At 67.9% G+C, this 13,376-nt stretch carries 13 protein-coding genes and 1 pseudogene; all 14 read left to right on the top strand.

From position 1 onward, the window contains the following. The first annotated feature begins 30 nt into the window (after window positions 1-30). The 14 genes and pseudogenes from murD to CWT10_RS09880 all read left to right on the top strand — a co-directional run bounded on the left by murD (window position 31) and on the right by CWT10_RS09880 (window position 13,371). Window positions 31-1,554 carry a UDP-N-acetylmuramoyl-L-alanine--D-glutamate ligase gene (murD, locus tag CWT10_RS09945; RefSeq protein WP_103064067.1) on the top strand — a complete coding sequence of 508 codons (1,524 nt, stop codon included), beginning with the start codon at window positions 31-33 and terminating at the stop codon, window positions 1,552-1,554. Window position 1,555: 1 nt separating this feature from the next. Then, window positions 1,556-2,842, top strand: coding sequence for a putative lipid II flippase FtsW (gene ftsW, locus CWT10_RS09940; protein ID WP_233188326.1), 1,287 nt, complete (start codon window positions 1,556-1,558; stop codon window positions 2,840-2,842). Beyond that, window positions 2,835-4,106 carry a UDP-N-acetylglucosamine--N-acetylmuramyl-(pentapeptide) pyrophosphoryl-undecaprenol N-acetylglucosamine transferase gene (locus tag CWT10_RS09935; protein WP_233188324.1) on the top strand — a complete coding sequence of 424 codons (1,272 nt, stop codon included), beginning with the start codon at window positions 2,835-2,837 and terminating at the stop codon, window positions 4,104-4,106. Before ftsW ends, CWT10_RS09935 begins: the two co-directional genes overlap by 8 nt. Beyond that, window positions 4,103-5,620 (top strand): UDP-N-acetylmuramate--L-alanine ligase, encoded by a 1,518-nt coding sequence (murC, locus tag CWT10_RS09930; protein ID WP_416171724.1) that lies wholly within the window; start codon window positions 4,103-4,105, stop codon window positions 5,618-5,620. Before CWT10_RS09935 ends, murC begins: the two co-directional genes overlap by 4 nt. Next, complete coding sequence (locus CWT10_RS09925) at window positions 5,617-6,561, top strand: cell division protein FtsQ/DivIB (protein ID WP_103064036.1); 945 nt, start codon at window positions 5,617-5,619, stop codon at window positions 6,559-6,561. Before murC ends, CWT10_RS09925 begins: the two co-directional genes overlap by 4 nt. A 148-nt stretch (window positions 6,562-6,709) precedes the next feature. Further along, window positions 6,710-7,966 (top strand): cell division protein FtsZ, encoded by a 1,257-nt coding sequence (ftsZ, locus tag CWT10_RS09920; protein ID WP_103064035.1) that lies wholly within the window; start codon window positions 6,710-6,712, stop codon window positions 7,964-7,966. Between the two features lie 3 nt (window positions 7,967-7,969). Further along, window positions 7,970-8,776, top strand: a complete 807-nt coding sequence (locus CWT10_RS09915; protein WP_174721960.1) for a purine nucleoside phosphorylase YfiH/LACC1 family protein — start codon at window positions 7,970-7,972, stop codon at window positions 8,774-8,776. A gap of 135 nt (window positions 8,777-8,911) precedes the next feature. After that, window positions 8,912-9,373 (top strand): cell division protein SepF, encoded by a 462-nt coding sequence (locus CWT10_RS09910; protein ID WP_103064034.1) that lies wholly within the window; start codon window positions 8,912-8,914, stop codon window positions 9,371-9,373. A 15-nt stretch (window positions 9,374-9,388) separates the two neighbouring features. Next, the gene (locus tag CWT10_RS09905) at window positions 9,389-9,676 is read left to right on the top strand and encodes a YggT family protein (RefSeq protein ID WP_103064033.1); all 288 of its coding nucleotides are present in this window, start codon (window positions 9,389-9,391) and stop codon (window positions 9,674-9,676) included. Window positions 9,677-9,910: 234 nt separating this feature from the next. Next, window positions 9,911-10,126 (top strand): annotated as a pseudogene (locus CWT10_RS09900) (DivIVA domain-containing protein); the annotation flags it as partial. Between the two features lie 113 nt (window positions 10,127-10,239). Next, window positions 10,240-10,848 (top strand): DivIVA domain-containing protein, encoded by a 609-nt coding sequence (locus CWT10_RS09895; RefSeq protein WP_174722004.1) that lies wholly within the window; start codon window positions 10,240-10,242, stop codon window positions 10,846-10,848. A gap of 212 nt (window positions 10,849-11,060) precedes the next feature. Beyond that, entirely contained in the window at window positions 11,061-11,636 is a 576-nt protein-coding gene (gene lspA, locus CWT10_RS09890; RefSeq protein ID WP_233188322.1) for a signal peptidase II, read from the top strand. Next, window positions 11,633-12,553 (top strand): RluA family pseudouridine synthase, encoded by a 921-nt coding sequence (locus CWT10_RS09885; RefSeq protein ID WP_103064030.1) that lies wholly within the window; start codon window positions 11,633-11,635, stop codon window positions 12,551-12,553. The genes lspA and CWT10_RS09885 overlap by 4 nt, the downstream gene beginning before the upstream one ends. Before the next feature lie 188 nt (window positions 12,554-12,741). After that, entirely contained in the window at window positions 12,742-13,371 is a 630-nt protein-coding gene (locus CWT10_RS09880) for a GNAT family N-acetyltransferase (RefSeq protein WP_103064029.1), read from the top strand. Window positions 13,372-13,376: the final 5 nt, after the last annotated feature.

Raw genomic sequence — 13,376 nt, 5'->3', positions numbered from 1 at the left:
ACATGAAGTCGAGGTTAGGCAGCGATGAGCATGAGCACACCGGTCGAGGCGCTGTGCGGGGCGCGCGTAGGAGTGGTGGGACTGGGACGCACCGGAATGGCCGTCGTCGACGTCCTGGTCGGCCTGGGAGCTCGCGTGAGCGTGTTCGACGCCCGCAGCGGCGCCATCGACGCCCTGGCCGATGCGCTCGGGGCCGACACGGCCGCGCAGCTGGATGGCGCCCTCGCTGGTGAGGACGCCGCGATTGCGGAGGCCATAACCGGCAGCGATCTGCGCCTGCTGATCGTCTCGCCCGGTGTGCCCGCAACTGGGCCGGTGCTTGGAGCCGCTCGCGCCAAGGGACTGGAGGTATGGAGTGAGATCGAACTGGCCTGGCGGCTGCAGCGCTCCTCCTCACGCCCTAATATCCCTTGGCTGGCGGTCACCGGAACTGACGGCAAGACCACAACCGTCGGCATGCTTGCGGCGATTCTAGCCGCTGCCGGACTGGAGGCGCCCGCCGTCGGCAATATCGGTGCACCCGCCATCACCACGGTCGCCGCCGGGAGGGCCGATGCCCTGGCCGTGGAGCTTTCCAGTTTCCAGCTCCACTCCACCCGCACTCTCGCCCCCCTGGCCGCCGCCTGCCTGAACGTGGCCACCGACCACCTGGACTGGCACGGCTCTATGGCCGCATACGCCGCCGACAAGGCCCGTGTATACGCCCGAACCCGCCGCGCGGCCATCTACAACGTCGCCGATGGCGTCACCATGACCATGGTTGAGGACGCCGATGTCGCACCGGGTTGCCGCGCCATCGGGTTCACCACCGCGGCGCCGGCGCTGGGCCAGATCGGTTGTGTGGAGGACCTGCTCATCGACCGCGCCTACCACGCCGACCGGCGCCACAGCGGAGCCGAGCTCGGCACACTGGCGGATCTGGCCCACCTCGCACCCGGTGGTGATGCCTCCCAGCTGCCGACCCACATGGTTGCCGACGCTCTGGCCGCGGCCGCTCTGGCACTTGCCACCGAGGCCGTCGCCGCCGATCCGGCGGCCATCGCCCGCGGCCTGCGCGCCTATCGGCCCGGCGCGCACCGCATCGTCACCGTCGCCCAGGGCGGGGGAGTGAACTGGATCGACGATTCCAAGGCCACCAATCCTCATTCGGCCCAGGCCGCCCTGACCGCGCTGCGCGAAGGTACCGGTGTGTGGATCGTCGGTGGTGACACCAAGGGAGCCTCCCTCCACGACCTGGTGCGGGCCGTCAGGCCGCACCTGCGCGGTGCCGTAGTGATCGGCAGGGACCAGGCGGCGGTGCTGGAGGCACTGGCCGAACAGGCCCCGGGACTGCCAGTCGTCACGACTCCGCACGGGCGTCCTGAGGCCGTCATTGACGCGGCGGTCACGGCGGCCGCCGCCATGGCCCGGCCCGGAGACACCGTCATGCTCGCACCCGCCTGCGCCTCCTGGGACCAGTTCGACTCCTATGTACAGCGCGGCGACCTGTTCGCCCGCTACGCCGACCGGGCCGCACAGGCAGCGGCCTCAGCCCCGGACCAGGACGGCCACTGATATGGCGGACGATACTCGCGCCGTGCGCCACGGCCCCGGCCGATGGCTGCGCCGGACGGGCGCCGACGGCCCCGTCAAGGGCGAGAGCAGCACACTGAGCTACTACGCCCTGCTGATCGCCACGCTATCCCTGCTCGCCTTCGGACTGATCATGGTCTTCTCGGTGCAGTCGGTGACCGCCGCCGCTGACGGCGGCAATGCCTTCACCACTTTCACCAAGTACCTGGCCTTCGCAGCCGTAGGCCTGGTCGGCATGGTGGTGCTGTCCCGGCTGCCCCTGCGGGCGCTCAAACGCCTGGCCTGGCCGGCGCTGATAATCGCTTTCGGCCTGCAGCTGCTGGTGTTCATTCCCGGCATTGGCATAGACGTGTACGGCAACCGCAACTGGATATCCCTGCCCGCGGGCCTGGGCACCGCCCAGCCCTCGGAGTTCATCAAGTTGGGGTTGTGCCTGTATCTGGGGACCATGGTGTCCACCCGACAGGATGCCTTCTTGGGCGGCGTGGACACGGGGAGGAAGCTGTTTCGTTTCCTCGGCTGGGTCGTGACTCCGGCCGGTGTCGGCATTGGACTGGTCATGGCCGGCGGCGACTTGGGTACCGTGATTGTGCTGACCGCCCTGGTGGCCGGTGCGCTGTGGCTGGGCGGACTCGGATGGCGCTGGTTCGCGACCCTGGGTACGGTGGGCCTGGTCTGCTTCGCCGGCGCCTCCATGCTGTCTGCCAACCGTCGTGCCCGCATCCTTTCCTGGCTGCATCCCGAGCGCTACGATCCGCTCGACGTCGGCTACCAGCCTCAGCACGGACGCTACGCCCTGGGCACCGGAGGCTGGTGGGGTGTGGGGCCGGGGTCCTCACGGCAGAAGTGGGGGTACCTCACCCAGGCTGACTCCGATTACATCTTCGCCGTTCTGGGGGAGGAGTTCGGGCTGGTCGGCACCTTGCTGGTGATCCTCCTGTTCGCCGTCATCGGCTGGTGCTGCTTGCGCATTATCCGCCGCAGTGACTCCCTGTACGTATCGGTGGTCACCGGTGGCATCATGACCTGGATCGTCGGGCAGGCGCTGATCAACATGTCCGTGGTGGTAGGACTGCTGCCCGTCCTGGGCGTGCCGCTGCCCCTGGTCAGTGCGGGAGGTTCCGCGCTGATATCCGTGCTGCTCGCCGTCGGTGTGCTGCTCGCCTTCGCCCGCAACGAGCCCGGCACACCTGAGGCACTGCGCTCCCGCGCCGGTGCCGTACGCCGTACGCTGGCCGTCATCGCCCCGCGCAGGAGGAAACGTGTCTGACAGCCCTATCCCGGAACCCACCCCGGCCGTCTCCAAGAGTCGGTCATTGCGGGTGCTGCTGGCCGGCGGCGGCACCGCCGGCCACGTCAATCCCCTCCTGGCCACCGCTGCCGCACTGCGCGACGGCGCCACCGGCGGCGATCCGGAGACCGAGATCCTGGTCCTGGGTACTAAGGAGGGGCTGGAGGAACGTCTGGTCCCCGAGGCCGGATACCGGCTGGCATACGTCCCCCGCGTCCCCATGCCCCGACGTCCCACCGGCGACCTGCTGCTGCTCCCGCGTCGCCTGCGCCGAGCCGTGACAGCCGCCGCCGACGCCATCACACAGGTTGATGCCGACGTCGTGGTGGGCTTCGGCGGATTCGTCTCCACCCCCGCCTACCTGGCGGCCCGCAGTGCCGGTGTTCCGGTGGTCATCCACGAACAGAACGCCCGGGCCGGACTGGCCAACCGGCTCGGTGCCCGTTGGGCCGGAGCGGTGGCCCTGACCTTCGCCTCCACCCCGCTGACCGCCTCGCACGGGCGCACCGAGGTGACCGGCCTGCCGCTGCGTCCCGCCATCGGTGGCCTGGTCGCCCGCCTGCAGGTCGACGCCGAGGCCACCCGCCGTGAGGGTGCCGCCGCTCTCGGTCTGGACCCAGCGGCCACGACCCTGCTGGTGACTGGCGGATCGCTCGGCGCCCAGCATCTGAACGAGGTCATGTCCGAGTGCGCCGCACGATTGCCCGAGGATTTGCAGGTGCTGCATCTGACCGGCCGCAATAAGGACACTCCCGTGCGCACCGCCCTGGAACAGGCCGCCGGCCGCGCTCCCGGGCTGCTCGAGCGTTACCACGTTCTGGATTACCTCAACTCAATGGAACAGGCCTACGCCTGCGCCGACGGCGTCATCTGCCGTTCCGGCGCCGGCACGGTCGCCGAGCTGACCGCCCTCGGGTTGCCCGCTTTGTACGTTCCGCTGCCGATCGGCAACGGCGAACAGCGCCTGAACGCCGCCGACTGTGTGGCTGCGGGCGGCGGACAACTGGTGGCCGATGCCGATCTGGGGGCCGGTGACATCCTGGCCTTCACCGCGCTGCTGACAGACTCTTCTCGGCGTCGGCAGGCGGCCGCGGCCGCCGCCTCAACCGGGGTGCGCGACGGAGCCGAGCGTTTGGCCGCCCTGATCCGTGAGGTCGCCGCCGGCGGCCCCGGGTCCCGCGCCGGCGACGCCAATGACCGAGCCGATGCAGACGGCACCGAGACCCAGGAGCACAACCAGTGACCGCGGACCACTCATCCAACTGCCCCCCGAATCCGCAAAACGTACCGGCATCGGATCAGGACCTGACCGGTCATGCCTTCCATCTGATCGGCGTTGGCGGTGCAGGCATGTCCGTGGTGGCCCAGATCCTGGCCGAGCGCGGCGCCGTCGTCACCGGCTCCGACGCCAATGGGGGCGATGCCTTCGAACAGTTGCGTCAGCGGGGGATGGACGTGCGTGTGGGCCACAGAGCGGCCAACGTTCCCCCCGCAGCCACCGTGGTGGTTTCCACCGCCATCAAAGACTCCAACCCCGAACTGTTGCTGGCGCGCGAACGCGGCCAGAGAGTCATCCACCGCTCTGAGGCCCTGGCACTGGCGGCACGTGGCCGCGACTTCGTCGCCGTCGCCGGCGCCCACGGCAAGACCACCACGTCGGCGATGCTGGCCCAGGCATTGACCACCGCCGGTCAGGATCCCTCCTTCGCCATCGGGGGAGTGGTCAGCTCGTTGCACACCGGCGCCCACTTGGGGACCGGCCGCGCCTTCATCGCCGAAGCCGACGAGTCCGACCGCTCTTTCCTCAACTACGCGCCCACCATTGAGATCGTCACCAACATCGAACCCGATCACCTGGACAACTACGGCACGCCAGAGGCCTTCGCGGCGGCATTCGTGGCCTTCTCCGAGCGTCTGGAGTCCGGAGGCCTGTTGATCGCCTGCGCCGACGACCCCGGCTCCCGGCACTTGGCCCGGACCGCCGCAGCCGCCGGCACTCGCGTCACCACTTACGGCACCACCGCCCGAACCGACATTCCCGGCGGGCCTGTGCCCGGCGCCGCCCACGTGCAGGTGATCATCACCCGCCGCCGCGCCGTCGGGACGGAGGCCGAACTGGTCCGGTGGGAGCCTGATGCCGTCGCACCCGCTGTTGGACTGGTGCCGCTGGAGCCGACCATCCCGGGGGACCACGTAGTACTCAATGCCGCCGCCGCCTGGGAGGCTGGTCTCGAGCTCGGCGTAGAGCCACTGGCCATGGCTCGCGCCCTGAGCGGCTTCGGTGGCTCCGGGCGCCGCTTCGAGGACCGCGGGGAGGCGGGAGGCGTCCGTGTCATCGATGACTACGCCCACCATCCGACCGAGATCGAGGCGCTGCTGACGGCTGCCCGAGAGGTCGCCGAGGAGCGTGGCGGACGCGTTATCGCAGTGTTCCAGCCGCACCTGTTCTCCCGCACCCGCAACTTCGCCGAACGCTTCGGTACTGCTTTGGCCGCAGCTGATTACACGATCGTGTCCGCGATCTATCCCGCACGTGAGACGCAGGCCGATTTTCCCCAGGTCACCGGGCAGACGGTGGTGGACCATATCTCGGGCACGGCCCGCTACCTTGCCGATCCGGCGGTGGCCGCCCGCGCCGCCGCCGAATTCGCCCGTCCGGGAGACCTGATCCTGACCATCGGTGCCGGGGACGTGACCCGGCTCGGTCCGGTGATCTTAGACCTGCTCGCCTCCCTGCCCGACCCGGAACGGGCATGATGCGCAAACCCAGTGTGCCCAGACGCCGCGATGCCGAGGCCCTCCCGCCAACGACTGCTTCCGGTGGGAGGACCCCGGACGCATCCGCCTCGGTGACTGCTGTTGGAGCCGCCTCAGGCACCCCCGGACGGGCCGGCAACGGCCCCGGTGACGGCCATGAAGCAAATGAAAGGGCGCTTTCGGTCCCGGGTGATCATCGCGAACGGGCGGTCTCCACGAGCCTGAGCGACCGGATCGACGAGCGCCGTCGCGCCCGCCGCCGTCTGCGTCGTGGGTGGATACTGCGCATTGGCGCTGTCGCGGTGGCAGTGGCACTGGTGGTATGGGCGGCGCTGTTCTCGCCACTGCTGGCCCTGCGCACCAGCAGTATCACCGTCACCGGCGCCGACGATACGGTTGACGCCGTCGCGGTGCAGGAAACCTTGTCCGAGCATGCCGGTCGCTCCTTGCTGAGCCTGGACGTGGCCTCCCTAGGGCAGGAGGTCGCCGACTCGCTGGTGCGGGTGAAGGCGGCGGAGGTGGCCCGGTCCTGGCCCCACGGTCTGGAGGTGAGGCTGACCATGCGCGTGCCGGTGGCGGTGCGTCCCACGGATAACGGCTATCAGGTGCTGGATGATGAGGCGGTGGTCCTGGAGACGGTCGAGCAAGCTCCTGCGGACCTGGCCGTCATTAAGACGGACCCGGGACGAGAGCTGTCACAGGCGCAGGTGTCGGCCGTGACCGAGGTGATCGGCTCGCTGAGTGCCGATGTGCGGGAACGCGTGTCCGAGGGCGCCGTCTCGGACACCGCGCGGGTGACCTTGACCCTGGATAACGGTGCCACCGTGGTGTGGGGGGAGGCCACCGACAGCGAACTGAAGGCCCAGGTGCTGGCGGTGCTGCTCGGGCAGGAGGCGGACACCTACGACGTGTCCAGTCCGCACAGTCCGACCACCTCCTGACACGCCGAAGCCAAATACACCTCCGGCGGGCAGGAGCCTCATAGCGTTGGGCACGTCATCGGAAGAATGACATAAGTATAGACCTCGACTTTAGGTTGAAGGTTGAGGGGAGTCCCTTGGGACTCGGCACCGAACGCGGAGGCAGACAGTGGCGGAATCGCAGCACTATCAAGCAGTTATCAAGGTGGTGGGCGTCGGCGGCGGCGGCGTCAACGCCGTCAACCGCATGATCGAGGCCGGCCTGCGCGGCGTCGAGTTCATTGCCGTCAATACCGATGCCCAGGCGCTGCTCATGTCCGACGCCGACACCAAGCTGGACGTCGGACGCAATCTGACCCGCGGACTGGGCGCCGGCGCCGACCCGACAATCGGCCGCAAGGCCGCGGAGGACCACGAGGACGATATTCAGGAGGCCCTTGAGGGCGCGGACATGGTCTTCGTGACTGCCGGCGAGGGCGGGGGGACCGGCACCGGTGCCGCACCCATCGTCGCCAAGGTGGCCCGCTCCCTGGGTGCGCTGACCATTGGCGTGGTCACTCGTCCCTTCGCCTTCGAGGGACGGCGGCGGGCCACGCAGGCAGAAGACGGCGTAACCAACCTGCGTGCAGAGGTGGATACGCTCATCGTGATCCCCAATGACCGGCTGCTGCAGATCGCCGACCGCAACATCAGCGTGGTCGACGCCTTCAAGCAGGCGGATCAGGTGCTGTTGCAGGGCGTTCAGGGGATCACCGAGCTGATCACCACCCCCGGTCTGATCAACGTGGACTTCAACGACGTCAAGTCCGTCATGCAGGACGCTGGCAGCGCCCTGATGGGCATCGGCTCGGCAACCGGTGAGGACCGCGCCCTTACCGCCACCGAGCAGGCGATCGCCTCTCCGCTGTTGGAATCCTCCATTGACGGCGCCCACGGTGTACTGCTCTTCTTCCAGGGCGGTTCCGACCTCGGGCTGTTCGAGATCTCCGAGGCGGCCAATCTGGTGCGCGAGGCCGTCCACCCGGAGGCCAATATCATCTTCGGAAACGTGGTTGACGGCGCCCTGGGTGATGAGGTGCGCGTTACCGTCATCGCCGCCGGATTCGACGAGGATCCCGCCGTCGGCTCGGGTGCCGACTCCCGCGGTGCGAACCTGTCGCGCGCGGCCGCCGCCGCGGCCCCCGCCCGCACCAACAGCCCCGCCACTGCGGCCCGGGGCGCCCATGCCGCAGAGAACCCGGTCACCCGCCCCGCACCCGCGGTTCCGGCAGCGCCCCCGGTCGCCGCCCCGGCGCCCGTGACCGCCGAGGTGCCGACCTTTGTCGATGAGTCGGAACCGCAGACGCAGCCCGAGCTGACCGTCCCGCGGGTCATCGGCGTGGACGCCGAGAAGGACGATATCGACCTGCCCGACTTCCTGCGCTGACCCGTGCGCCAGGAGGAGCTCGCCGGATCTCTGATCGAGGCCGAGATCGGCCCCGGTGCCCGCGCCTGCTTCACCACCCGTAAACCGGTGTCGGTAACGGAGGGCGGCCCGTACGCGGGCTTCAACCTCGCCCTTCACGTCGGCGACGACTCGGCCCGGGTTGCACAACACCGGGACCGTCTCGCGCGGACGCTAGGCGTGACTATGGGGCTCGGCGGCAGGGCGGGCATTGCCTGGATGAATCAGGTCCACTCGATTCGCATCGCCGCCGCTGCCGTGGACACCGCACCCACGGCCGATGCGCTGCTGCTCGAAGCCCGCTGCGCGGCGTCAGTCGATCCGGGCGGCGGGCGAATGCTCCCGGCGGCCGCTGCGGTCCTGGTGGCCGACTGCGCGCCGCTGTTGTTGGCTGGTGACGGTGGCGCCGTGGTGGCGGCGGTGCATGCCGGACGCCGCGGACTGCTGGAGGGCATCGTCCCGGCGGCGGTGGCGGCGATGGTGCGTGCAGGAGCTTCCCCGTCCGGTATTTGGGCCGCCGTGGGACCAACCATCTGCGGCGCCTGCTACGAGGTGGGCGTCGACCTGCATGACGCGGCGGCGCGAATCGAGCCTGCCTGCGCCGTCACCACGCGTTGGAATACCCCCGGCATCGATCTGGTCGCCGGTATAACCGCCCAACTGGAGCGGTCCGGAGTACAGCACATTTGCGATGTGCACCGGTGCACTTACGAGGACCCCGAGCTGTTCTCCTACCGCCGCGACGGTGTCACCGGTAGGCAGGCCGGAATCGTCATGCCGGTGCGCAAGTGAAGAATCAGACGCTGCTCGGTGCGCATCGGATGACACGCCGCGGCGAATCAAACGCCGGGGCGCTTAGGCCCGATACCGTCGACCACGTCCGGGTCGCAGGGCCGGACGGACAACCGGACGGACAAGGAGCAACTCATGAGCGCGCTGCGAAAAATGACCAATTTCCTCGGCTACTCCGAGCCCGCCGACGAGGACTACGCCGACGCCGCCGAGACCACCCACGTCGACTTCACTCAGGATCTGGCACAGGAGTATGCCGAGGACGACGCTGACGCCAATGTCTACGAGGTGCCCTTCGAGGAGACGCCTGCGCCGGATCTGCGTCGCATCGTCACCGTGCACCCGTCCACCTACAACGAGGCGCGCGTGATAGGCGAGGCATTTCGAGACGGAGTGCCGGTGATCGTCAATCTGACCAACATGAGCGAGTCGGATGCCCGCCGCATGGTTGACTTCTCCGCCGGCCTCGTATTCGGTCTGCACGGAGCCATCGAGCGCGTCACTCCGCGCGTGTTCCTCCTGACTCCAACCTCCGTGGCGATTGACGACGGCGAGGGCTCCGAGGACGCCCACGGCCGCTTCTTCAACCAGAGCTGACCGGTTTTGGTGCACATGCTCTCCGTCATCAGGATCCTGTGGAGTCTGCTGGATCTGTATGTGCTTATCCTGCTGATCCGGGTGGTGCTGGACTGGGTCCAGTTGTTCGCCCGGAGCTGGCGGCCCACCGGTGCCGTGCTCGTCGTGGCCAATGTCGTGTACGGACTCACCGATCCGCCACTGCGCCAGATCCGTCGGTTCATGCCCCTGTTGAGGCTGGGCGGCCTTGGTATTGATTTGAGCTTCCTGGTCCTGTGGCTCGGCATCTTCGTCGTCCAGCGCCTGCTCCTGCTGCTGGTATGACGCGAGTCTCCGGGAGCCGTAGAACATCACAGTGACAACACGGCGCCCCCCTGTTGTGTGATGGTATCGTGATTGCCGGCATCTTCGAGTGACGCCGGGGTGACGCCGGCAACGCGATATGCCTCTCAGATTCTCCGATGCCCAGGTCTGGAGCTCGTGTTCGGGTAGTGTGCCCGCACGAGAGCCCGGCCGGCCGAGCTCCTTCTACGATCCGACGATGCTGAGGTGACTGCCGTGACGCTGACAACGGACGACATACTCAACAAGAAGTTCCGGGCGACCAAGTTCCGCGAGGGATACGAGCGGGACGAGGTCGACGAGTTCCTCGATGAGGTTATCGACGCCATGCGCAGACTCGAGAACGAACTGGCGTCCGAGAGGTCCCGAACGGCTCGGCTGGAGCGCGCCAACGCACGTCTGATGGGGATGGGAGGTGTGACGCCGGGCGCATGACATGCGCGTCCAAATGTGGCCTGAACCTGGAGTTCAGGTAACCTGTCCGCATGAGTCGCCGGTTCTCCGGTGCTCGTGGCATCTATCGTAACGACACCGAGGTGACGACAATGACGCTGCTGACCGCAGACGACGTCCTCAATAAGAAGTTTCAGGCAACCAAGTTCCGCGAGGGATACGAGCAGGACGAGGTCGACGAGTTCCTTGACGAGGTCGTCGAGTCCATGCGCCAGCTCGAGGCCGAGAACGCCGACCTGAAGTCCAAGCTGGAGGCCGCCAACGCCCGCATCGCCGAGTTGGGCGAGGGCGCTCAGGCGACGCCGGTGCCGGTTTCCACCCAGGAGACCACCGTGGTCGAGCCCGTCGTCGAGCGGGCCCCAGTCATCCAGGGAGCGGGCGAGTCTCAGGAGCCGGTGGCCGCCTCCGGCATGCTCGAACTGGCTCAGCGCCTGCACGACGAGCACGTTGCCAACGGCAGGGCCGAGGGCGAGCGCATCATTGCCGAGGCGCGCGCCACCGGCGAGCAGGTGGTCCGGGAAGCCGAGGACCAGCGCAACCGCACTCTGGCGCAGCTGGAGAAGGAGCGTTCCGGTCTGGAGCACAAGATCGACGAGCTGCGTCGCTTCGAGTCCGATTACCGCACGCGCTTGAAGAGCTACCTGCACAACCTGCTCACCACTGTCGAGGACGGCAACGAGTCGGCCACACCTAACCTGTAACGGTTGGGCCGACGCCCACGTGCGGCGTCGTGCATCCGCCGGTCGGGGCAGCCGGTTCCAAGCGGGACCCGGCCTCGGCCGGCTGGTGTGGTGCACCTCGTCGACCTGCCGTATCCACCATTCAAGACCCGCGAGGGACCATGAGCGAGACTCCCGAGCCCGTCACACCGATCCGGTCCAACGCGACCTGCGCCCCCGGTCACCCTCCTGTCGTGGATGATGCCACTGATGCGGAACACCCGCGGACCAGGGCGAGGATCTCATGGACTCCGCGTCGGCGCCGTCTGGCGCTTCTTTGGGCTCTGGCTGTGTTAGTGGTGGTGGTCGATCAGTTGACCAAGATCCTGGCGGTGGCGGCACTGTCTGATGGACACCGCGTACGTCTGCTGGGCGACTGGTTGACGCTGGTACTGGTTCGCAATCCGGGGGCCGCCTTCTCCTTGGCGACCGGGCAGACCTGGATCTTCACCTTGATCGCCGTGGTCGTGACGGTGGTGGTGGTCCGTGTGTCGCGGCGGCTGGGATCCGCGTGGTGGGCGGCCGCGCTGGGCCTGGTATTGGGCGGAGCGGTAGGAAATCTGATCGATCGCTTGGCTCGCGCCCCCGGAGTGATGCGCGGTCACGTCGTGGATTTCATCGATTACGGCGGCTGGTTCGTGGGTAACGTGGCCGACATAGCCATTGTCTGCGCCGCCGGGATCATCATCGTGCTCTCCCTGCGCGGCCGTGAGATTGACGGTACGCGCGTTGGCGAGGAACGTGGCGATCACGCGGAGGCAGGCGCATGAGTCTGCGGCTTCTGCCCGTCCCGGAGGGGCTGGTGGGCCAGCGCCTGGACAGCGCCCTGGCCCGGATGACCGGGCTGTCCCGGTCCAAGATCGGCGTACTGTGCACTCAGGGCCGGGTGTGGTTGGACGGGGTCACCGCCGACAAATCGGTAAGGCTGGAGCCGGGGGCCACCATTGAGGTCGACTTGCCGGCTCCGCCTCCGGTCCAGCCGGTGTCGACGCCCGTGTCTGGACTGGGCATCTTGTACGAGGACGATGACATCGTGGTGGTGGATAAGCCCGCCGGTGTAGCCGCGCATCCCTCCGTCGGTTGGGATGGGCCCGACGTGCTGGGGGCCTTGAAGGCCATGCATGTGCGTGTGGCAACCTCCGGCGCTGCGGAGCGTCAGGGCATTGTCTCGCGCTTGGATGTGGGCACCTCCGGGGTGATGATAGTGGCCAAGGGGGAGCGCGCATACTCGGTGCTTAAGCGTGCCTTCCGCGAGCACAACGTGGATAAGATCTACCACGCACTCGTGCAGGGCCACCTGGACCCATCCTCGGGCACGATCGATGCCCCCATCGGCCGTCATCCCGGACGCGAGTGGAAAATGGCGATCATTGAAGGCGGACGCGCATCGATCACCCACTACGACGTCATTGAGGTCATGCCCGGTGCCAGTCTGGTTCAGGTGCACCTGGAGACCGGGCGCACCCACCAGATCCGTGTGCACATGGCCGCCGTTGGCCACCCCTGCGTGGGTGATGCCACCTATGGAGCCGACTCCGCTCTTACCGCTTCAACCGGGCTTCAGCGGCAGTGGCTGCACGCCACGGAGCTGACCATCACCCACCCGATCACCGGCGGCAAGCTGACCTTCCGCAGTGACTATCCCGACGACCTGGTCCACGCCCTGGATGTGCTGCGCCTCCCCTGATCTCCCGCCCCGCCACTCCGCCACCCCGCCACTCCGCCACCCCTCCACCCCGCGAGTTCGGTCGACGTTACTGCCGAGTTCGGTCGATATGACTGCCGAGTTCGGTCGATATGACTGCCGAGTTCGGTCGACGTGGCTCCTGGTCGGAGAGCTATTCTGGCCACCCGGCCGTACTTCGGAGGTGAATCGTGTCCCATGACCCGGTCCGGGCCGGTTGCTCGCCTGTGCGGATCCAGCCGCTGCATGCAGTCCTTGAACCAATCACATTCGCCACAGCCTACGGTGACGACGCCGATCCAGCGGTTGACGGGCTGCGACTGGGACTTGGGGATGTACGGCTGGAGGTATTCGTCCAGGAGCAGAACGTTCCATTGGCTCTGGAAATAGACGCCCGGGACTTCGAGGCGACCACCGTCCATGTGCTCGCCTCCGGTGCCGACGGCGCCCCGCTGGGGGCCGCGCGCCTGCTGTTAGATCCCGAGCACCTAGGTGAGGTCCACCTGGGCCGCCTGGCCGTACGGCGGGCCGTCCGCGGTACGGGGCTCGGCGTACGCCTGGTCCGCGTCGTCGAGCAGACTGCCCTGACATATGCCGGCGTGCCCGCGGGCATCCTTGGTGAGTCTGAATGCCCCGCCAGGCAGTCGGACGTAGTAGGTAGGGCGGGAGTCGACGACGTCGTCGTTACTGTGATGCTTTCGGCACAGGAACAAGCGGTGGGCTTCTACCGGCGGTGCGGCTACCGGGTGCTGACCGCAGAGCGATACCTCGACGCCGGCATCTGGCACCAGGACATGGCCCGCACGCTCTCCCGCCCTTAGAATGA

Origin of the sequence: Actinomyces qiguomingii, from assembly GCF_004102025.1 — a bacterium.
Lineage (GTDB): Bacteria > Actinomycetota > Actinomycetes > Actinomycetales > Actinomycetaceae > Actinomyces > Actinomyces qiguomingii.
This window is presented reverse-complemented; position numbering and strand designations above follow the sequence as displayed.

Bases quoted from the DNA above. Each gene is read 5' to 3' on its own strand.
- murD (WP_103064067.1), top strand. From the start codon at position 31: ATGAGCACACCGGTCGAGGCGCTGTGCGGGGCGCGCGTAGGAGTGGTG.
- ftsW (WP_233188326.1), top strand. From the start codon at position 1,556: ATGGCGGACGATACTCGCGCCGTGCGCCACGGCCCCGGCCGATGGCTG.
- CWT10_RS09925 (WP_103064036.1), top strand. From the start codon at position 5,617: ATGATGCGCAAACCCAGTGTGCCCAGACGCCGCGATGCCGAGGCCCTC.
- CWT10_RS09910 (WP_103064034.1), top strand. From the start codon at position 8,912: ATGAGCGCGCTGCGAAAAATGACCAATTTCCTCGGCTACTCCGAGCCC.
- CWT10_RS09905 (WP_103064033.1), top strand. From the start codon at position 9,389: ATGCTCTCCGTCATCAGGATCCTGTGGAGTCTGCTGGATCTGTATGTG.
- CWT10_RS09895 (WP_174722004.1), top strand. From the start codon at position 10,240: ATGACGCTGCTGACCGCAGACGACGTCCTCAATAAGAAGTTTCAGGCA.
- CWT10_RS09885 (WP_103064030.1), top strand. From the start codon at position 11,633: ATGAGTCTGCGGCTTCTGCCCGTCCCGGAGGGGCTGGTGGGCCAGCGC.